The 18,532-nt window shown below is 70.9% G+C and carries 18 protein-coding genes and 1 riboswitch; of the genes, 3 read left to right on the top strand and 15 right to left on the bottom strand.

Annotation, left to right across the window (positions count from 1 at the left end):
• Nucleotides 1–304: 304 nt before the first annotated feature.
• The gene (gene mnmA, locus AADR41_RS27550) at nucleotides 305–1,441 is read right to left on the bottom strand and encodes a tRNA 2-thiouridine(34) synthase MnmA (RefSeq protein WP_342284103.1); all 1,137 of its coding nucleotides are present in this window, start codon (nucleotides 1,439–1,441) and stop codon (nucleotides 305–307) included.
• Between the two features lie 61 nt (nucleotides 1,442–1,502).
• On the opposite strand from mnmA, the gene AADR41_RS27555 reads away from it, so the two are divergent.
• Nucleotides 1,503–2,204: an N-acetylmuramoyl-L-alanine amidase gene (locus AADR41_RS27555; RefSeq protein ID WP_342284104.1), complete on the top strand. Its 702-nt coding sequence runs from the start codon at nucleotides 1,503–1,505 to the stop codon at nucleotides 2,202–2,204.
• Between the two features lie 84 nt (nucleotides 2,205–2,288).
• Here the strand turns inward: AADR41_RS27555 and AADR41_RS27560 are convergent, their stop codons facing one another.
• The 3 genes from AADR41_RS27560 to AADR41_RS27570 form a co-directional block, all read right to left on the bottom strand.
• A complete protein-coding gene (locus AADR41_RS27560) occupies nucleotides 2,289–3,458 on the bottom strand; it encodes a cysteine desulfurase family protein (RefSeq protein ID WP_342284105.1) in 1,170 nt (389 codons plus the stop codon).
• A gap of 189 nt (nucleotides 3,459–3,647) precedes the next feature.
• A complete protein-coding gene (locus tag AADR41_RS27565; protein WP_342284106.1) occupies nucleotides 3,648–4,034 on the bottom strand; it encodes a DUF4190 domain-containing protein in 387 nt (128 codons plus the stop codon).
• Nucleotides 4,035–4,137: 103 nt separating this feature from the next.
• On the bottom strand, nucleotides 4,138–4,299 hold the full coding sequence (locus AADR41_RS27570; RefSeq protein WP_342284107.1) for a hypothetical protein: 162 nt from the start codon (nucleotides 4,297–4,299) through the stop codon (nucleotides 4,138–4,140).
• Nucleotides 4,300–4,416: 117 nt separating this feature from the next.
• On the opposite strand from AADR41_RS27570, the gene AADR41_RS27575 reads away from it, so the two are divergent.
• Nucleotides 4,417–5,058: a TetR family transcriptional regulator gene (locus tag AADR41_RS27575; protein WP_342284108.1), complete on the top strand. Its 642-nt coding sequence runs from the start codon at nucleotides 4,417–4,419 to the stop codon at nucleotides 5,056–5,058.
• A 14-nt stretch (nucleotides 5,059–5,072) separates the two neighbouring features.
• On the opposite strand, the gene AADR41_RS27580 is transcribed toward AADR41_RS27575, so the two are convergent.
• From AADR41_RS27580 to AADR41_RS27630, 11 genes are all read right to left on the bottom strand, one after another.
• Nucleotides 5,073–6,035, bottom strand: a complete 963-nt coding sequence (locus tag AADR41_RS27580) for a helix-turn-helix transcriptional regulator (RefSeq protein WP_342284109.1) — start codon at nucleotides 6,033–6,035, stop codon at nucleotides 5,073–5,075.
• Nucleotides 6,036–6,095: 60 nt separating this feature from the next.
• A complete protein-coding gene (locus AADR41_RS27585; protein WP_342284110.1) occupies nucleotides 6,096–6,962 on the bottom strand; it encodes a thioesterase family protein in 867 nt (288 codons plus the stop codon).
• A 95-nt stretch (nucleotides 6,963–7,057) separates the two neighbouring features.
• Complete coding sequence (locus AADR41_RS27590; RefSeq protein WP_342284111.1) at nucleotides 7,058–7,729, bottom strand: trimeric intracellular cation channel family protein; 672 nt, start codon at nucleotides 7,727–7,729, stop codon at nucleotides 7,058–7,060.
• An 18-nt stretch (nucleotides 7,730–7,747) separates the two neighbouring features.
• Nucleotides 7,748–8,956, bottom strand: a complete 1,209-nt coding sequence (locus AADR41_RS27595; RefSeq protein ID WP_342284112.1) for an ABC transporter ATP-binding protein — start codon at nucleotides 8,954–8,956, stop codon at nucleotides 7,748–7,750.
• Nucleotides 8,953–10,053 (bottom strand): ABC transporter ATP-binding protein, encoded by a 1,101-nt coding sequence (locus AADR41_RS27600; protein ID WP_124716256.1) that lies wholly within the window; start codon nucleotides 10,051–10,053, stop codon nucleotides 8,953–8,955. The genes AADR41_RS27595 and AADR41_RS27600 overlap by 4 nt, the downstream gene beginning before the upstream one ends.
• Nucleotides 10,050–11,051 (bottom strand): ABC transporter permease, encoded by a 1,002-nt coding sequence (locus AADR41_RS27605; protein WP_124717342.1) that lies wholly within the window; start codon nucleotides 11,049–11,051, stop codon nucleotides 10,050–10,052. The genes AADR41_RS27600 and AADR41_RS27605 overlap by 4 nt, the downstream gene beginning before the upstream one ends.
• A 63-nt stretch (nucleotides 11,052–11,114) precedes the next feature.
• A complete protein-coding gene (locus AADR41_RS27610) occupies nucleotides 11,115–12,887 on the bottom strand; it encodes an ABC transporter substrate-binding protein (protein WP_342284113.1) in 1,773 nt (590 codons plus the stop codon).
• Nucleotides 12,888–12,982: 95 nt separating this feature from the next.
• Nucleotides 12,983–13,987 (bottom strand): ABC transporter permease, encoded by a 1,005-nt coding sequence (locus tag AADR41_RS27615; RefSeq protein WP_342284114.1) that lies wholly within the window; start codon nucleotides 13,985–13,987, stop codon nucleotides 12,983–12,985.
• Between the two features lie 497 nt (nucleotides 13,988–14,484).
• Nucleotides 14,485–15,264, bottom strand: a complete 780-nt coding sequence (locus AADR41_RS27620) for an enhanced serine sensitivity protein SseB C-terminal domain-containing protein (RefSeq protein ID WP_342284115.1) — start codon at nucleotides 15,262–15,264, stop codon at nucleotides 14,485–14,487.
• A gap of 177 nt (nucleotides 15,265–15,441) precedes the next feature.
• Nucleotides 15,442–16,212, bottom strand: coding sequence for an enhanced serine sensitivity protein SseB (locus AADR41_RS27625; RefSeq protein ID WP_342284116.1), 771 nt, complete (start codon nucleotides 16,210–16,212; stop codon nucleotides 15,442–15,444).
• A 68-nt stretch (nucleotides 16,213–16,280) separates the two neighbouring features.
• On the bottom strand, nucleotides 16,281–16,973 hold the full coding sequence (locus AADR41_RS27630) for an AAA family ATPase (protein ID WP_342284117.1): 693 nt from the start codon (nucleotides 16,971–16,973) through the stop codon (nucleotides 16,281–16,283).
• A 159-nt stretch (nucleotides 16,974–17,132) separates the two neighbouring features.
• Nucleotides 17,133–17,230, top strand: a riboswitch (glycine riboswitch).
• Nucleotides 17,231–17,371: 141 nt separating this feature from the next.
• On the opposite strand from AADR41_RS27630, the gene gcvT reads away from it, so the two are divergent.
• Complete coding sequence (gene gcvT / locus AADR41_RS27635; protein ID WP_342284118.1) at nucleotides 17,372–18,499, top strand: glycine cleavage system aminomethyltransferase GcvT; 1,128 nt, start codon at nucleotides 17,372–17,374, stop codon at nucleotides 18,497–18,499.
• Nucleotides 18,500–18,532 lie beyond the last annotated feature (33 nt).

Consider the following 18,532-nt stretch of genomic DNA (forward strand, 5'->3'; position numbering starts at 1 on the left):
GTCCCGCCCGTACGGGGGTCGGACGCGACCGCGCGGGGCGCCGCAGAGGTGTCCGGTCCCATGTCCCGGACGCCGATCCGGAACATCGGTGCCATTACTGGATCCGCGCGGCGGCCGGCCCCTCGGCTCGACGCACGGGGCTACCTGGTCAGCTCGGCCTTCAACAGCTGTGGTCTGCAGCCGAGTTCGGTCAGCACACAGCTGCTTTCCCCTGCCGCTCCCATGCAGGGGCTGTTGCACGTGGGCCGGCGGAGCCGCTCGGGCGGCGGACAAGGGGCCGGCGTAGCTCCGGAGGTCGTCCTGGTCAGCCGGACGTTGTCGCTGCCGCCGTCTCCCGCCGTACCGTCGTCGCGATCGTCGCCGAGCCGACCACGCGGGTGCCGTCGTACAGGACGACCGCCTGGCCGGGGGCCACGCCCCGTACCGGCTCGGTGAAGGTGACGTGGAGCGTGCCGTCCGTCAGTTCCGCCGTCACCTCCGTCTCGCCGCCGTGGGCGCGGAGCTGGGCGGTGTAGGTGCCGGGGCCAGCCGGGGCGGTGCCGCACCAGCGGGGCTTGATGGCGGTGAGGGCGGTGACGTCGAGGGCTTCGGCCGGGCCGACCGTCACCGTGTTGTTCACCGGGGAGATGTCCAGGACGTAGCGCGGCTTGCCGTCGGGGGCGGGGTGGCCGATGCGCAGGCCCTTGCGCTGGCCGATGGTGAAGCCGAAGGCGCCCTCGTGGGTGCCGACCTTCGTGCCCGACTCGTCGACGATGTCGCCCTCGGCGGTGCCGAGGCGGCTCGCCAGGAAGCCCTGGGTGTCGCCGTCGGCGATGAAGCAGATGTCGTGGCTGTCGGGCTTCTTGGCGACCGCCAGGCCCCGGCGCTCGGCCTCGGCGCGGATCTCGTCCTTGGTGGTGAGGGTGTCGCCGAGCGGGAACATCGCGTGGGCGAGCTGCTTCTCGTCCAGGACGCCGAGGACGTACGACTGGTCCTTGGCCATGTCGGAGGCGCGGTGCAGCTCGCGGCTGCCGTCCTCGCCCCGGACGACGGTGGCGTAGTGGCCGGTGCAGACCGCGTCGAAGCCGAGCGCGAGGGCCTTGTCCAGGAGCGCGGCGAACTTGATCTTCTCGTTGCAGCGCAGGCACGGGTTGGGGGTGCGCCCCGCCTCGTACTCCGCGATGAAGTCGTCGACGACGTCCTCGCGAAACCGTTCCGCGAGGTCCCAGACGTAGAACGGGATGCCGATCACATCCGCGGCCCGGCGGGCGTCGCGGGAGTCCTCGATCGTGCAACAGCCGCGCGCCCCGGTACGGAAGGACTGCGGGTTCGCGGAGAGGGCGAGGTGCACACCGGTCACGTCGTGGCCCGCCTCGGCGGCACGGGCCGCCGCGACGGCGGAGTCGACACCGCCCGACATGGCGGCGAGCACACGGAGGGGGCGCTGGGAAGTCTCAGTCATAGCTCCACCAGGGTACGGGTCGCCGGGAACCGAACGCTCGCGGATATGCGTTGTGGATCACATGAGCACCAAGGGGACGGGCGGCGCCAAGAGCTCCGGGGGCGCGAAGTCGGGGCGCGGCATCAGTCGGCGCGGGCTGCTGATCGGTGCCGCGGTCACGGCCGTGGGCACCGCGGCGCTGGCGCGGGAGCAGCTGGAGCACGCCTGGTGGCGGCTGCCGGGGGTGGAGAAGCCCCGGAAGCCCGGCGAGGTGGATTACGCGCGCGCCCAGTGGATATCGGCCTCCTCGGCGAACTGGCGGCGGGCCGACCGCCCCGACGACTACACGATCGACCGGGTCGTCATCCATGTCACCCAGGGCAGCTATCAGAGCGCGGTGAAGGTCTTCCAGGACCCGGGACACGGGGCGGCGGCGCATTACGTGGTGCGCAAGGACGGCCATGTGACGCAGATGATCCGTGAGCTGGACGTGGCGTTCCACGCGGGGAACAGGTCGTACAACGAGCGCAGTGTCGGGATAGAGCACGAGGGCTTCGTGGACCGGCCGCAGGACTTCACGGCCGCGATGTACGGGGCCTCGGCGCGGCTCACGGCGGCGATCTGCGGGCGGTACGGGATGCCGGTGGACCGGGAGCACATCGTCGGGCACGTGGAGGTACCGGGCGCGGACCACACCGATCCGGGCAGGCACTGGGACTGGGACCGGTATCTGAAGCTGGTCCGGGCGGCGGAGAAGGAGATGACCGCCGGGCGCAAGGGGTGACCACGCGGCCCGCCCTGCCGCCGGGTGTGCAAGGGGTGACCGCGGGGCCCGCCCTGCCGCCGGGTGGGCCCGGATCCGCCGGATTCAGCTGAGTCCCGCTGTCCGCGCCCGTTCCACCGCCGGTCCGATCGCGCGGGCCACCTCGTCGATGTCCTGCTTGGTGGACGTGTGGCCGAGCGAGAAGCGCAGGGTGCCTCGGGCCAGGTCCGGATCGGTGCCGGTGGCCAGCAGTACGTGGCTGGGCTGGGCGATCCCGGCGGTGCACGCGGAGCCGGTCGAGCACTCGATGCCCTGGGCGTCCAGCAGCAGGAGCAGGGAGTCGCCCTCGCAGCCGGGGAAGGTGAAGTGGGCATTGGCGGGGAGCCGGCCGCCGGGGGCGGGGTCGCCGCCGAGGACGGCGTCGGGCACGGCCGCCAGCACGGCCGCGACCAGATCGTCGCGGAGCCCGCCGATCTCACGGGCGAACTCCTCGCGCCCGTCGGCGGCCAGCCGCCCGGCCAGGGCGAAGGCGGCGACGGCCGGCACGTCGAGGGTGCCCGAACGGACGTGCCGCTCCTGGCCACCGCCGTGGAGCACGGGCACGGGGGTGTATTCGCGGCCGAGCAGCAGCGCGCCGATGCCGAAGGGGCCGCCGATCTTGTGCCCGCTGACCGTCATCGCGGCCAGCCCGGACCGGGCGAAGTCGACCTCCAGCTGTCCGAACGCCTGCACCGCGTCCGCGTGCATCGGTACGTCGAACTCACCGGCCACGGCGGCCAGTTCGCGTACCGGCATGATGGTGCCGATCTCGTTGTTGGCCCACATCACGGTGACCAGCGCGACATCGCCGGGGTCGCGGAGGATCGCCTCGCGCAGTACGTCCGGGTGGACGCGTCCGTGCCCGTCGACGGGGAGGTATTCGACGTTCGCGCCCTCGTGTTCGGCGAGCCAGTCGACGGCGTCCAGCACCGCGTGGTGCTCGACGGGGCTGGCCAGCACCCGGGTGCGGCGCGGGTCGGCGTCGCGGCGGGCCCAGTAGAGGCCCTTCACGGCGAGGTTGTCGGCCTCGGTGCCGCCGGAGGTGAAGACCACCTCGCTGGGGCGTGCGCCGAGGGCATCGGCGAGGGTCTCTCTCGACTCCTCGACGGTGCGGCGGGCCCGGCGCCCGGCGGCGTGCAGTGAGGACGCGTTGCCGGTGACGGCGAGCTGGGCGGTCATCGCCTCGATCGCTTCCGGAAGCATCGGCGTGGTCGCGGCGTGGTCGAGGTAAGCCATGGTGGGCTCGATTCTACGAGCCCCCGGCGGGGCGTATGCCGGGCGCATCGCGGCCCGGTCCCCGCGCACCGCGCGCGGCACCCGGTGGCCCGCACCGATCCGGAGTCCGATCCGGTCGTGCGTGGCGGCTCCCGCATGCGGCCGGCCGTGAGCGGCGGGCCGCGTCCTGCCGGTCGTACGGGTACCGCGTCAGCCGGCGAAGTTCCAGGACACGGTGGAGGAGCCGGTGACCAGGCAGGCCAGCACCACGAGGTCGGCGATGCCCAGCGCGAGCCCGAGGAGGGCGCGGCCGCGGCGGGAAGTGGAGCGTACGAGCGCGAGCACCGCCATGACGATCGCGGCCGGGCCGAGCAGGATGTTCATCACCAGCAGACCGACGAGCCCCAGCACGAACGAGGCGACGGCCAGCCCGTCGGCGTCCCGGGTCCGGGCGCTGCGGTCGCCGGATTCGGCCGCGGCGGCAACCACGGACTCGGGGACGGGCTCCGGGCCGGACCGAGGGCCGGTTCCGGCCCCTTCCTCGACGGCCGGCCCGTCGTCCGCTGCGCGGCAGTGGACCGATGCGGTGAGTGTCATGGTGCGGGCTCCTTCGGAACTGCGGTCGGGACGACGACCGGAACTGCGGCCGGGACGACGGTCGGGGTCGGGACGACGACCGGGACGACGGCTGGAGGGGCGGTCAGCGCGAACGGCGCTGCGCGCAGGTCCGTTCCCGCACGGCGAAGATCAGCAGCCAGCAGCCGATCACAGCGGCGAGCGCGAAGGTCAGCGGCAGCGGGATCTGGACCACCGCTCCGAGCACGACCCCCAGCAGGAGCAGGGCGGCGACGAGGGCGAGCATGTTCAGCCTTTCTGCGAGCTCTCGACGAGCATTTGAGAGTACGACTGTTCACTGACTGCTCAGTCTAGACCCGCACGACACTTTCCCGCTCCGGAGAACAGTTGTTTACTGAATGGCATGAGTCACACCGTCGGCATCCGCCGGGCCCAGAAACTGAGAACCCGTCAGGCGCTGCTGGATGCCGCACTCGGACTCCTGGAGCACCAGAGCCTCAGCAGCCTCGGGCTGCGCGAGGTGACCCGGGCCGCGGGCGTCACGCCCACCGCCTTCTACCGGCACTTCGACGACACGGCGGCGCTCGGTGTGGCGCTCGTCGAGGAGGCGCTGGGCAGCCTGCACGGCATGATCGCCGCGACGCTCGCCGAGACCGGTGCCAGCGAGGAGCGTCTGGACCGCAGCGTCGAGCTGACCTTGCGCCATGTCTGCGAGCAGCCCGCCCACTTCCGCTTCATCGCCCGTGAGCAGCATGGCGGCGTCGGCCCGGTCCGCGAGGCCATAGCGGCCCAACTGCGGCTCTTCGCCGAGGAGATGGCGGCGGCCATCGCCGGGGAACCGCAGTCCGGGGGGTGGAGCGAGGAGGACCTGCTGATGCTGGGAGGTCTCTATGTCGACCTCATGGTGATCACCACGTCGGCGCTGCTGGACGCGGGACCGGGCGGCGAGCAGGAGGTGGCCCGGGTGGCCCGCCGTCGGCTGAGGCTGATCAACCTCGGCCGGCGGCACTGGCTGGACGGCACGGACGGCACCGCCACCCCATAGGCCGCACCCGCCTCTCAGCGCCCGCCCGCATCCCCGTACAGCTCCACGACCGCCATCGCGTGACGCAGCAGGACGTCCCGTGCCTCGGGCGGCGAGATCACTTCTGCGTTCGGGCCGAAGGAGAGCAGGGCGCGGGCCCACTCGACCGAGTCCACGGCCAGCTCGGCCCGCAGCCACTCCCCGCGCCCGTCTCCGGTCTCGCCCGCCCCGCCGTGCAGGCGCACGAACAGATCGAGCCGGGAGCGGTGCACGCGTACCAACAGCCGCACCCGCCCCGGCCGTTCCTCGACCTGTCGGCGCAGGGCGCCCCACAGGTCCACGAGCTCCACCCCGGGCCGTCGTACGACCGGTTCGTCCATGAGGCCGGCCCGGCGCACCCGGTCGGCCCGGAAGAGCCGGGGCACCCCGTCCCGGTCCGCCACCAGGTACCAGACGCCTGCCTTCACGACGAGGCCGTACGGATCGACGGTGTAGGTGCGCGGGGTGCTCGTCCCGCTGTGGCGGTAGTCCAGCCGCAACCGCCGGTCGGCGAGGACGGCGTCGTGGAGTTCGGCCACGTCGACGGCCGGCTGCGGGCCGCTCATCCAGCGCACCGGGTCGACCAGGATCCGCCTGCTGGTCAGCTCGGCGGCGGGCCGGTGCGGTTCGGGCAGGGCGGCCATCACCTTGCGCAGCGCGGAGCCGAGCGCCTCGTCGAGGCCGAGCGCGGCATGGGCGCCCTCGGCGGCGAGGACGAAGAGGGCACGGGCCTCGTCGGCGGTGAGCCCGGTGACATCGGTGCGGAACCCGGGCAGCAGCGCGATGCCGCCGTGCCGCCCACGCTCGGCGTAGACCGGGACGCCGGAGGCGGACAGCGCCTCGATGTCGCGGTAGATGGTGCGTACGGAGACTTCGAGGCGCTCGGCCAGCTCGGTGGCGGGCACCAGACCGCGGGTCTGGAGCAGCAGGAGGATCGAGAGCAGCCGGTCGGATTTCACCTCACCAGCTTCTCGCGTCCGCCGCCCTCGCCCGTGCCCCGCCCCGGCCGCGGCCGGCCGTCAGGAGCGCGGTGCGCGGGCCAGCTGGCGGGACTGGGCCACCAGCCGGTCCGCGCTGTCCCAGACCTCCGCGTCCTCCTCCAGGAAGCCGCCCGCGAGGTTGCGGGTGGTGATGGAGACGCGCAGCGGGCCGGGGGCCGGGCGGCAGCGGATGTGAGTGGTGAGCTCGATGGTGGGCGTCCAGCCCTTGAGACCCAGCTCGAACGAGGTGGGCGGCAGCGCGTCGACGGTGAGCAGCAGCGAGAGCGGGTCGGCGTCGCGGCCGTCCGAGAGGCCGAACCAGCCGCGCATCTCGCCCTTGCCGGAGGGTGCGCCGACGGCCCAGCCGACCGTCGCCGGGTCGAGCTTGATGTCGAGCCGTCCGGTGATGGCGGAGCTGCCGGGAATCGGGGCGGGGCCGTCGCCCGGGCCGAGGCAGTACTCCATCGGCGGGATAGCCGGCGGCTTCGCCGACGTACGGACCTCGTCGGACAGTCCGTCCAGGTCGCCGTAGGTGGCGATGACCCGGATGCGCTCGACCTCCGTACCGTCCTGCGCGAACTGGAAGAGGGAGGCCTGACCGGTGGAGAGGGTGCGGCCGGTACGGACGGTCTGGGTCCGGATCACCGCGGGGCCGGGGACGGAGGCGGTGAGGTAGTGCGCCGAGACGGAGAAGGGGTCCGGGTGCGGCAGGGCCTGGCCGAGCGCGCGGCCCAGCATGGCCAGCAGATATCCGCCGTTGACGGCGTGGATGATCGTCCATCCGGCGGAGAGTTCGGCGTCGTAGACGCCTTCTTCGCGAAGGGTGACGGCGGTGTCGCGGTCGAACTCGCTGTCCCCGATGGTCGCCTGTCCGGTCCGCGCTGCCTGCTCTGCTGCCTGTGCCATGCGATGCACCGTACACCGATTGTATTACTGAGCGGTAGCTTTTTGGCCGGAATATGTCAGCCGGCCTGGCCGTGCCGTGCCGGACGGGACGTGTCTCAGGTGGCCGCCGGGCTCTCCTCGGCCGACGCGGACTTCCGGTTGTAGGCGCGCGGGGCCCGCCAGTGGTAGCGCATCGCCAGCAGCCGCAGCACGAAGGCGACGATCACGGCGGTGCCGCTGGTGAACGCGTTGAGCGTGTCGAAGCGGATGCAGAGGACGGTCATCGCGGCGCCGACGATGGCGGGCACCGCGTACAGGTCGCGGTCCCAGCGCAGCAGCGAGGGCACCTCGTTGGCCAGCACGTCACGCAGCACACCGCCGCCGACCGCGGTGGCGAGACCGAGGGCCGCCGACGCGGTGAGCCCCAGGCCGTAGTCGTACGCCTTGACCGTGCCGGTGACGCAGAACAGTCCCAGGCCCGCCGCGTCGAAGACATTGACGCCGACCTGGATCCGCTCGACGTGCGGGTGCATGAAGAACACCAGGACGGCGGCGAGCAGCGGGGTGGTGAAGTAGCCGAGATCCGTGAACGCCGCGGGCGGGACCGCCCCGATGACGATGTCACGGAACAGCCCTCCGCCCAGCGCGGTCACCTCGGCGAGCACCGCGATGCCGAAGACATCGAAGTTCTTGCGTACGGCGAGCAGAGCGCCGGAGATCGCGAAGACGAAGATTCCGACGATGTCGAGCGCATGCTGGACGGAGGGCGTGAACAGTTCGTTGAGCACCGGGCAATTGTGCCGGTACTACTCCTTCGTGCTGTCCTCCGGCGTATCGGGCGAGGAGGAGCCACCCTCCGCCCCGCTCGCCTCGGCGGCCTCCGGCTTCTGCACGCCGACGATCTGGATCGCCTCGCGCGCCGCCGCGGTCACCGTCTCGCCGGGCACCTGGTCGGGCGCGTTCTCCGGGTGGTGGCAGGCCACCTGGTGCCCGGTCTTCAGCTCGGCCAGCGGCGGTTCCTGCGTCTTGCAGACCTCCGTCGCCTTCCAGCACCGGGTGTGGAAGCGGCAGCCGCTGGGCGGCGAGATCGGCGAGGGCACGTCGCCCTTGAGCAGGATCCGCTCGCTCTTGACCGACCGGCGCTTTGGGTCCGGAATCGGGACCGCCGAGAGCAGCGCCTTCGTGTACGGGTGCATCGGCGCCCTGTAGAGCGACTCGCGGTCGGCGAGCTCCACGATCTTGCCGAGGTACATCACCGCGATCCGGTCCGAGACGTGCCGGACCACCGACAGGTCGTGGGCGATGATCACGTACGTGAGGCCCAGCTCGCTCTGGAGGTCGTCGAGCAGGTTCACCACCTGCGCCTGGATCGACACGTCCAGCGCCGACACCGGCTCGTCCGCCACGACCATCTTGGGGTTGAGCGCCAGTGCGCGGGCGATCCCGATGCGCTGGCGCTGACCGCCGGAGAACTCGTGCGGATAGCGGTTGTAGTGCTCGGGGTTCAGGCCCACGACCTCCAGCAGCCGCTGCACCTCCTTGCGGACGCCACCGTCCGGCGTGACGCCCTGAAGCTTGAAGGGGGCGCCCACGATCGTGCCGATCGTGTGCCGCGGGTTCAGCGAGGAGTACGGGTCCTGGAAGATCATCTGCATGTCCCGGCGCATCGGGCGCATGCCGCCCACGCCGAGGTGCGTGATGTCCCTCCCCTCGAACTCGATCTTCCCCGCAGTGGGTTCGAGCAGCCGGGTGATCAGCCGGCCCATCGTCGACTTGCCGCAGCCGGACTCGCCGACGACGCCCAGGGTCTCGCCCGAGCGCACCTCGAAGTCGATCCCGTCGACGGCCTTCACCGCACCGGCGTTGCGCTGCAGCAGCCCCTTCTTGATGGGGAAGTGCTTCTGCAGCCCGGTCACCTTGAGCAGCACCTCGCGGGAGGCGGTGTCACCGGCCGACCTCTGCGCCGGAACGTCGACGCCCTTGTCCTCGCTCGTCACGGCCTTGTCCTCGCTCACAGCTTGGGCGCAATCTCTTCGGTCCAGATACGCTCCCGCTGCTCCGGCGACATGTGGCAGGCCGCCCAGTGCCGGCCGCCGACCTCCTGGAGCTCGGGCCGTACGGTGCGGGTGACGTCGTCCTTGGGCACGTCCGCGTACGGGCAGCGCGGGTTGAAGGCGCAGCCCGACGGGATGTTGATGAGCGACGGCGGGGAACCCTTGACCGGGATGAGCCGGTCGGTCTGGTCGCGGTCGAGGCGCGGCATCGAGCCCAGCAGGCCCCAGGTGTAGGGGTGCCGGGGCTCGTAGAACACCTTCTCGGCCGGTCCGCGCTCCACGCAGCGCCCGCCGTACATCACCAGGATGTCGTCGGCGAGCTCGGCCACGACGCCCAGGTCGTGGGTGATGATGATGACCGCGGAGCCGAACTCCTTCTGCAGGTCCCGGATCAGGTCGAGGATCTGCGCCTGGACGGTGACGTCCAGCGCGGTCGTCGGCTCGTCGGCGATCAGCAGCTCGGGGTTGTTGACCAGCGACATGGCGATCATCGCGCGCTGGCGCATACCGCCGGAGAACTCGTGCGGGTAGCTGTCGACGCGCTTGTCGGGCTGCGGGATGCCGACCCGGTCGAGCATCTCGACCGCCCTCTTGCGGGCGGTCTTCTTGTCGACGCTGTGATGGACCCGGTACGCCTCCACGATCTGCTTGCCGATCGTGTAGTACGGGTGCAGCGCGGACAGCGGGTCCTGGAAGATCATGGCCATGTCGCGGCCGCGCAGCTTGCGCACCTCGTCGGGGTCGGCGGACAGCAGCTCCTTGCCGTCCAGCCAGATCTCGCCGGAGACCTGCGCCTTGCGCTTGCCGTACTGGCCCGTGGTGTGCAGGCCCATGATGCCCAGCGAGGTGACGGACTTGCCGGAGCCGGACTCGCCGACGATCCCGAGGGTCTTGCCCTTCTCCAGCTGGAAGTTGAGTCCGTCGACGGACTTGACCAGGCCGTCGTCGGTCGGGAAGTGCACCTTGAGGTCGCGCACTTCGAGGAAGGCGGTGGGAGCGGGTGAGCCGGCCGGGGAGGGTTCGCCCAGCGCGGCACCGCTCTTGTGCAGTTCGGTCATCCCAGCCTCACTCGCGGGTCGATGACGGCGTACATGATGTCGACGACGAGGTTGGCGACGGCGATCGCGAGGGCCGCGAACAGGGTGACGCCGAGAATCACCGGCAGGTCCTTGTTGCTGATCGCCTGGACCGCGGCGAGCCCGAGCCCGGGCAGGTTGAACGTGGACTCGGTGAGGACGGCGCCACCGAGGAGCACGCCGATGTCCAGACCGAAGACGGTGAGGATCGGAGTCATCGCGGAGCGCAGGGCGTGCCGGGTGATGACGGTGCCCTCGCCCAGGCCCTTGGCGCGGGCGGTGCGGATGTAGTCCTCGCCGAGCACTTCGAGCATGGTGGCTCTGGTGAGGCGGGCGTACATCGCGGCGTTCAGGAAGGCGAGCACGATCCACGGCAGGATCAGGCTCTGGAACCAGGTGCCGATGCCGTCGTCCGTGGAGAGGTTGTCGGCGATGTGGACCCAGCCGAAGTTGTGCACGAACAGGCCCATGGCGACCATGCCGGTGAAGAAGATCGGCAGCGAGACGCCGGCGAGCGCCGTGGTCATCGCGGCGCGGTCCCAGATCGTGCCGCGCCGGAGCGCGGACACCACGCCGGTGGCGACACCGCCGAGGAGCCACAGCACGCAGGCACCGGCGGCGAGCGCGCCGGTCACGGGCAGCGCGTCCTTGAGGGTGGTCCAGACGGGGACCTCCGTGCGGAAGGAGTAGCCGAAGCAGGGCGCGGCGCAGTGGGTGACATCGGCACCGTTCGCGTAGTCGCGTCCCATCGGGATGCCCTTGACGAAGTCCCAGAACTGGACGAGGAGGGGGTCGTCGAGACCCAGTTTGATCCGGATGCCCTGGAGCTGCTCGACACCCGTGGCCTTGCCGGCGAAGAGGACTGCGACGTCCTGACCCGCCCACTTGGGCAGCATGAAGAAGATGGTGAACGTCGCGAGCAGTACGACGAGCACCATGATGACTACGGCGAACAGGCGCCGGATGAGATAAGCAAGCACTGTGTGCGGCCCGGCGGTGGAACAGTCAACCGGGTTGACTGCAGATGCTGTTGACTACAGCGGCTACTTGACGACGCCGAGCGAGACGTAGTCGTAACGGCCGTTGTAGGCGTCGGACATGTAGGCGTTCGTCAGACGGCTGCCGCGCCAGGTGATGTTCTTCTCGTAGATGAAGGGCATCCAGTCGGCCTGGTCGAGGATCCGCTTGTCGAGAGCCTTGTAGATCTCGCCGGCCTTGACCGGGTCGGTCTCCGCGATCGCGTTGTCGAAGAGCTTGTCGATCTGCGGGTCCTTGATCTGGGACTCGTTGTAGTTACCGGTGTCCGAGAGGAACCGGCTGTCCCACAGCGGCTGGCCGAAGCCCTGGCCGGACGGGAAGTCCGGGCCCCAGCCGCTCATCGTCATGCCGTAGCCGCGCTTCTTCACGACGGACGGCGAGCCGGTGATGCTGGACGCCTCGGCGCCGTCGAGCGGGTCGACCTCGACCTTGATGCCGACCTTGCCGAGCTGCTCCTGGAGCGCCTCGGCGGTGTCGACCTCGCCCGGGTTGTTGTTGCGGGCGGTGAGCTTGGTGGAGAAGCCGGTCGGGTGACCGCACTGCTTCAGCTCGTCCTTGGCCTTGGCCAGGTCCGGCTTGCCCTTGCGGGCGAGGACGCCGTACGGGTCGTAGTCGCTGTGGCCCTTGATGGAGACCGGCAGGGTGCTGTTGGCGATCGCACCACCGGCGATCTCACCACCGCGGGTCTGCTGGAGACCGGCGAAGTCGGTGGCGTAGAAGACAGCCTTGCGGCAGTGGACGTCGTCCAGCGGCTTCGCGGTGTGGACGAGCGCGACGTAGCGGACGAAGGACGTCTGCATGTTGTCGACGCTGTCCTTGTGGTCCTGGACGGCGGTGACGCGGCCGGACTGGGTCATGCCGGTGCCGTTGAGGTCGACGTCGTAGTCGCCCTCCATCAGCTTCTTGTCGTTCTCCTCCAGGTTGGCGGAGATCGTCACGGTGACCTTGTCCGGGAGCGCGGCGCGCAGCGGGTCGGAGGCCTTCTGCCACTTGTCGTTGCGCACGAGCACGATGCTCTTGCCCGGCTTGTACGACTCGAACTTGTACGGGCCGGAGGAGAACGGGCGCTGGGTGTACTTGGCGCCGGTGTCCTTGTCCGCCTTCACGGGCGTGCCGGACGGCATGGCGAGGAACTGCTCGAAGTCACCGTTGGGCTTGGGCAGCTTGAAGATGATGGTGCTGTCGTCGGGCGTCTCGATCGACTTGAGACCGAGCTTGTCCGCGGACTTGTCCTTGTAGGGGCCCTTGTACTCGCCCTTGGGGTCCAGCGTCTGCTTGAGGTACTGCGGGCCACCGGTGATGGTGTCCGTCGCCCAGATGCGCTCGATGCCGTACTTGACGTCCTTGGAGGTCAGCTTCGAGCCGTCCTCCCAGGTGATGCCGTCACGCAGCTTGTACGTGTAGGTCTTGCCGCCGTCGGTGATCTCACCGGGGCCGGTGGCCAGGTCGCCGACCAGCTTGGTGGAGCCCGCACCCGGCTTGGTGTCGTAGCTGACCAGCTGGCGGGTGTAGAAGCGCATGAAGTCCCAGGCCATGCCGTAGTAGGCACGCTGGGGGTCGGCGGAGTCGAGGTCCTGCTTGCCGACCATCTTCAGCGTTCCACCCTTTTTGGTGGACGGGTTGGCGACCTTGTTGAACGCGGCGTTGAAGCCGGCGCCCTTCGACTTGCCGCCGCCTTCGCTGTCGTCGCCGCCGCCGCACGCCGTGGTGGTCATCAGCGCCGCGACCACGAGGGCCGCACCAGCGGTGAGCCGTCGTTTCGAGGTAACTGTGGACATTTTCTCGTAACCTCCGAGATCGCGGTCCCAGGCCGTTGCTTGCCGGAGAACCATGGGAAAAGCCACCTGACGATGCGGCAGGGGCAAGTCGTGGGTTATCGGGTCCCCTTGGGGTCCAGGGCGTCGCGCAGCCCGTCCCCGAAGAGGTTGAAGGCCAGCACGGTGATGAAGATCGTCACGCCGGGGAAGACCATGAACATCGGGTCGTGCTCGTACGTCTCCAGCGCGTCCCGCAGCATCCCGCCCCAGGAGGCGGTCGGCGGCCGGACACCGGCACCCAGGAAGCTGAGGGCCGCCTCGGTGAGGATGTTGGTGGGGATCATCAGCGTCGCGTAGACGGTGATCGGCGCCACCAGGTTGGGCAGCAGCTCGCGGAAGAGGATGTGCGTCCGCCCGCCGCCGAGGCTGCGCGCCGCCTCCACGTACTCGCGCTCGCGCAGCGAGAGCGTCTGCCCGCGGACGATGCGTCCGACGTAGGGCCAGCCGAAGAAGCCGATGACGGCGACGAGTACGGCGATGCGCACGCCGCTGCCGGTGAGCCCGAGCAGGTCGTCGGGGAGGACCGAGACCAGGGAGATGATGAAGAGGAGCTGCGGGAAGGAGAGCAGCACGTCCATGACCCGGCTGATCACCGCGTCCACCCAGCCGCCGAAGTAGCCGGCGATGATCCCGAAGAGGGTGCCGAGGGCGACGGCGACCAGGGCCGCCAGGAACGCCACGAGCAGCGAGATCCGGGCGCCGTAGACGATCCGGCTGAAGATGTCGCGCCCCTTGTTGGGCTCGACGCCGAACAGGTAGTCGCCGCTCACGCCGCCGAGGCTGCCCGTGGGCAGATTGGTCAGCGGGTCGAGCAGGTCCTGGTGGAACTCGTTCGGCGGGTGCCCGAACAGGTTCACGATCAGCGGCGCGAAGACGGCCACCACGATCAGGACGAGGACAACGATGCCACCCGTCAGAGCGACCTTGTCCTGCTTCAGGCGGTTCCAGGCGATCTGCTTGAGCGACCGTCCCTCGACCTTCTTCACCCCGGAGTCGACTGCGGGACCGCCGGCCGCGATCGGATCCGCTTCCTTGGTCGGCTCGTGCAGTGGTGCCGTCATCGTGGCAAGGACCCCTCTCAACCGGCGGTGGCCGGGCCGAACTGGCCGCTGTGGCGGCGCGATCAGTCAGTCGTACGCAGAGGCGGCAAGACGCCCTTGCTGCGGGAGTCTTCATTGCCGTTACGACTGGTAGCCATACCGACAGGCGAATGGATGCCTAACCGTGATGCGCTCTGGGGTGTTCCGTTATCCGGACGGATGTGAACGCCCGCCGAACACAGGTCAGTTGATATGGAAGGGGGGCATGCGCGCGGATTCACGACGCATTCACCATGAGTTGTGCCGAGCACGGAAATCTCGGACATGGGCGGCCCGGTGGGCCGCGGCGCGGATGAACGCGCTTTCACATTCGGGGAGTTGGCGCCCCATGGCCGCGTTCCGGATATCGGGGACGTACGGCCGCATTCGGGCTTCCGGGAGCGAACCGCCCCTTTACGGGCGGCGGGAAGGCGCGTCGGCCGCCCGGTGCGGGACGCGCGACCGGGTGTCCGGGAGGGTCAGTACGCGCTCTGCGGCGGGTAGCCGTAGCCCGCGACGGGGGCCGCCGGGGCGTGTGCCTCGCGGTCGTAGAACGGGCGGGCGTTGGCCCGCAGCCACATCGCGACCGGGTCGTACTCGTCGGACATCGCGACGGTGGAGACGGGCAGCCCCTCCGGGACGGCGGAGACCGACTGCTGCATCATCGCGCGCGCCGCGTCCACCGCGGGCGGGCTCGTGTCGTAGAGGTCGAGGCCGATGGTGAGGTACGGGACGCCGAGGGCGGGCTGCACCCAGGCCCGGCGCAGCGAGCGGATCGCCGGGGTGTGGTGGGCGTTCTGCGTGAGCAGGGCGTAGAACTGCGGGATCTCGATGGCCGGCTCGGTGAGCCGGAGCGGGCCGGCGGGCATCCGGTCGAGGCCGGTGGCGATCCGGCGCAGATCGAGCCAGGGGACGCCCACGCCGCCGCCCGGGGCGTGCGGGTTGAGCCAGATGCCCCAGCGGTCGGGGAAGAGGGTGCGGGCGATGTCCCGGCCGTCGACCAGCTCATGGGCGCGGTTCCAGCCGCTGGCCGAGAGCTCCTGGGCGGAGGTCACACAGGGGGCGTAGCCGAGGCCGTCGACCTCCATGTTCCCGTACTGGGCGTCGGGCGAGCCCGCCTGGCCCTGCCAGAGGAGCATCCAGATCCGGCCGCCCGCGAGGGCCTGCAGCAGCGCCTCGTACGCGTCGTAGCGCCCGGGCGTCACTTGGCGCAGCATGTGCTCGACCTGCCCGGCCGCCGCGGTGCCTGACGCACTCACCTGGTCCCGCCCCTCTTCGATCCACTGTGTCGGCCCGCCGCCCCGGGCACACGGGTGCGGCATGATGCCGAGGCACCAGCCATGAAACCAGCTTATGCGCCGGTCCTGACACCGACTTGACGTCATGGGTCCGAGCGGTGTTCCCCACCGGTGCCCGGCGGGGGCCCGCGCCGGGTTCTATATGCCCGCTCGCTGGTAGAACGGCCGTATCCGCTCGCGCATCCAGTCGCCGACCGGGTCCTGTGCCACGTCGAGCAGTACGAGATTGACCGGCCAGGGAACCTCGACCCGGCCCAGTGCGCGGCCGAGGGCGTCCATCGGCGCGTTGCGCCCCGCGCCGTCCCAGGTGGAGAACTCGACGCCGACGAAGAGGACGGGGTCGCCGCCCTCGATGCTGGCGAGCGCCCGGCGGGCGGAGAGCACCACACCGCTCTCCTCGAACTCGCCGGCCGCGGCGGCCAGGAAGTCGACCGGCTCCTCCTTCCAGTCCGGCTCGTACAGCCGGACCCTGCCGCCGCCGGCCGGCCCGTCCAGCGGGGTGCGCCCGGCCCGGCAGAGTTCGGCCACGGCGGGCGGCGGCAGCGGCATCCCGACCGCGCCGCCCGGGTTCACCGCGATGCCGAGCTGCGGGGGCAGTCCGCGGGCGAAGTCGCGGGCGGGCGCGACGGTGAAGGACATGTGGGCGCCGACACAGGCGAGGAACTGCTGTTCGGAGCTGAAGACCGGGACGTACGGGGCGCCCTCGATCTCCGTCGTCGGCAGGTCCAGGGCCCCCGAGTCCGGACCGCCGCCGTTGGGCAGCGGCACCCAGACCTGGCTGCGGCCGAGCACCTCGACGAGCCGTCCGCCCGCCTCCGGGCTGCCCACCGAGGCCATCAGCACTTCTTCGAGCTCATTGCCCGGCCATCCGCCCTGCGGATGGGACTGGACCTGCGCCGGAACGTCCACTGCTTCCCCTTCTCGCCCAAGCTTTCCGGCAGAAGATTAACGCCCGGCCCCGAAGCGCCCCCGCCCCGCTACCGACCGCCGGGCGGCCCGTCGGCGAACTCGATCCGGGCGAGCCGCCCCGCCGCCTCCCGGTCCAGCAGCACCGCCGAGCCGCACCCGGGCGGCAGCAGCCCCTTCTCCGTCGCCCGCAGCAGCCTGCCCACCGCCCTGCGGTGCCGGGCGAAGGCGTATCCCGATACGCCGCGTCCGCGCTCGCGCTGGCCCTCCCGCGCGGTCTCGGGCGTGACGTCGAGCAGGACCAGACGCAGCGCCCGGCCCCGGCGCCGCGCGTCCCGGGCCAGCCAGCCGCGCACCCAGGACTGCGTCCCGCAGTCGTGGACGACGACGGACTCCCCGGAACGCAGCACCCGCCACAGCCCCCAGTAGTGGGCGGCACGGACGAGCGGGCGGTAGAGGGCGTACGGGAATAACCGGGGCACGGACCGCGCCCAGCGGTCCCGGGTGTCCTGGGAGTCGATGGCGTGCGCCGTCGTCACCGCGCGCCGGATGAGCGTCGACTTGCCGCTGCCGGGCAGCCCGGAGACCACGACCACGTCGCCCGCCGCGAACCGCAGGGCGCGCGGGCTGCGCCCGGCCCGCTCCCGCAGATCCCGCACGACGGGCGCGCGCGGGCCCGACATCTCCCGGGCCGGGGCCCCCGGCTGTGCGGGCATCGCCCCGTGCGCGAACCCTGCGGTCGTCGCGTACCGCTGCAACGTCATCGCCCTCCCCCTGTCGGATCACCCCACGTATGCCCCTGAAGTGTAAAGAAAAGGTAATGCGGCACAACCGTCCACGCCGGTGATTTCCGGCGGGGGACCGGGGCCCCACTCCGGCCCGATGCGTGCGATGATGGCCCGGCCAACTGCATAAAGGCCGTTCGAATCCGCGCGGGAGAGTTCCGGTCACTACCTGTGCCGGGCGCCGAAGGAGCAAGTTCCTCCCTTGAATCTCTCAGGCCCCGTACCGCGTGGATGAGGCAGATCTGAAAAGCGGGCCGCTTCGCGGCTCCACCCAAGGTGCAAGCCGAACCCTTCCAGGGGGTCTCGGCGAACCTCTCAGGTTCCGATGACAGATGGGGAGGGATCGTCCTCGTCGTCATGCCCTGGGAGCCATATCCATGAGCACCGCCCCCCGCCTCACCGCCCTCGATGCCCTGCACCGTTCGCTGGGCGCGACCATGACCGACTTCGCGGGCTGGGACATGCCCCTGCGGTACGCCAGCGAGCGCGACGAGCACAACGCGGTGCGCACCAGGGCCGGCCTCTTCGACCTGTCGCACATGGGCGAGATCACCGTCACCGGCCCCGCGGCCGCGGCCTTCCTGAACTTCGCGCTGGTCGGCAACATCGGCACCGTCGCCGTGGGCCGGGCGCGCTACACGATGATCTGCGCCGAGGACGGCGGCATCCTGGACGACCTGATCGTCTACCGGCTGGGGGAGGCCGAGTATCTGGTCGTCGCCAACGCGGGCAACGCCCAGATCGTGCTGGACGCGCTGACGGCCCGCGTCGAGGGCTTCGACGCCGAGGTGCGCGACGACCGGGACGCGTACGCACTGCTCGCCGTCCAGGGCCCGGAGTCCCCCGCCATCCTGGCCTCGGTCACCGACGCCGACCTGGACGGCCTGAAGTACTACGCCGGTCTGCCGGGCACGGTCGCCGGTGTCCCCGCGCTGATCGCCCGTACCGGCTACACCGGCGAGGACGGCTTCGAGCTGTTCGTCGCCCCCGAGCACGCCGAGCGGCTGTGGCAGGCGCTGACCGAGGCGGGCGCCTCCCGCGGCCTGATCCCGTGCGGGCTCTCCTGCCGCGACACGCTGCGCCTGGAGGCGGGCATGCCGCTGTACGGGCACGAGCTGACCACGGAGCTCACCCCCTTCGACGCCGGTCTCGGCCGGGTCGTGAAGTTCGAGAAGGAGGGCGACTTCGTCGGCCGCAAGGCCCTTGAGGCCGCCGCCGAGCGCGCCGAGACCGCTCCGCCGCGCAAGCTGGTCGGCCTGGTCGCCGAGGGCCGCCGGGTGCCGCGCGCCGGCTACCCCGTGGTCGCCGTGGGCGGAGCCGGCGCCCAGGTCGTCGGGGAGGTCACCTCCGGCGCCCCGTCCCCGACCCTGGGCAAGCCGATCGCCATGGCGTACGTCGACGCCGCGCACGCCACGCCCGGTGCCGAGGGCGTCGCGGTGGACATCCGCGGCACCCACGAGCCGTACGAGGTCGTGGCACTGCCGTTCTACAAGCGCCAGAAGTGACGTCGGCGCTCATCGAGAAGTGACGCAGTCGCG

It is taken from the genome of Streptomyces sp. CLV115 (assembly GCF_038448545.1).
Taxonomy (GTDB): Bacteria; Actinomycetota; Actinomycetes; order Streptomycetales; family Streptomycetaceae; genus Streptomyces; species Streptomyces sanglieri.

What these genes read in the sequence shown, in the direction of transcription:
- AADR41_RS27630 (WP_342284117.1), bottom strand. Translation starts at nt 16,973, where the DNA reads ATGACGTTGCAGCGGTACGCGACGACCGCAGGGTTCGCGCACGGGGCG.
- AADR41_RS27565 (WP_342284106.1), bottom strand. Translation starts at nt 4,034, where the DNA reads ATGACACTCACCGCATCGGTCCACTGCCGCGCAGCGGACGACGGGCCG.
- AADR41_RS27600 (WP_124716256.1), bottom strand. Translation starts at nt 10,053, where the DNA reads ATGACCGAACTGCACAAGAGCGGTGCCGCGCTGGGCGAACCCTCCCCG.
- AADR41_RS27575 (WP_342284108.1), top strand. Translation starts at nt 4,417, where the DNA reads ATGAGTCACACCGTCGGCATCCGCCGGGCCCAGAAACTGAGAACCCGT.
- gcvT (WP_342284118.1), top strand. Translation starts at nt 17,372, where the DNA reads ATGAGCACCGCCCCCCGCCTCACCGCCCTCGATGCCCTGCACCGTTCG.
- AADR41_RS27585 (WP_342284110.1), bottom strand. Translation starts at nt 6,962, where the DNA reads ATGGCACAGGCAGCAGAGCAGGCAGCGCGGACCGGACAGGCGACCATC.
- mnmA (WP_342284103.1), bottom strand. Translation starts at nt 1,441, where the DNA reads ATGACTGAGACTTCCCAGCGCCCCCTCCGTGTGCTCGCCGCCATGTCG.
- AADR41_RS27555 (WP_342284104.1), top strand. Translation starts at nt 1,503, where the DNA reads ATGAGCACCAAGGGGACGGGCGGCGCCAAGAGCTCCGGGGGCGCGAAG.
- AADR41_RS27615 (WP_342284114.1), bottom strand. Translation starts at nt 13,987, where the DNA reads ATGACGGCACCACTGCACGAGCCGACCAAGGAAGCGGATCCGATCGCG.
- AADR41_RS27560 (WP_342284105.1), bottom strand. Translation starts at nt 3,458, where the DNA reads ATGGCTTACCTCGACCACGCCGCGACCACGCCGATGCTTCCGGAAGCG.
- AADR41_RS27570 (WP_342284107.1), bottom strand. Translation starts at nt 4,299, where the DNA reads ATGCTCGCCCTCGTCGCCGCCCTGCTCCTGCTGGGGGTCGTGCTCGGA.
- AADR41_RS27610 (WP_342284113.1), bottom strand. Translation starts at nt 12,887, where the DNA reads ATGTCCACAGTTACCTCGAAACGACGGCTCACCGCTGGTGCGGCCCTC.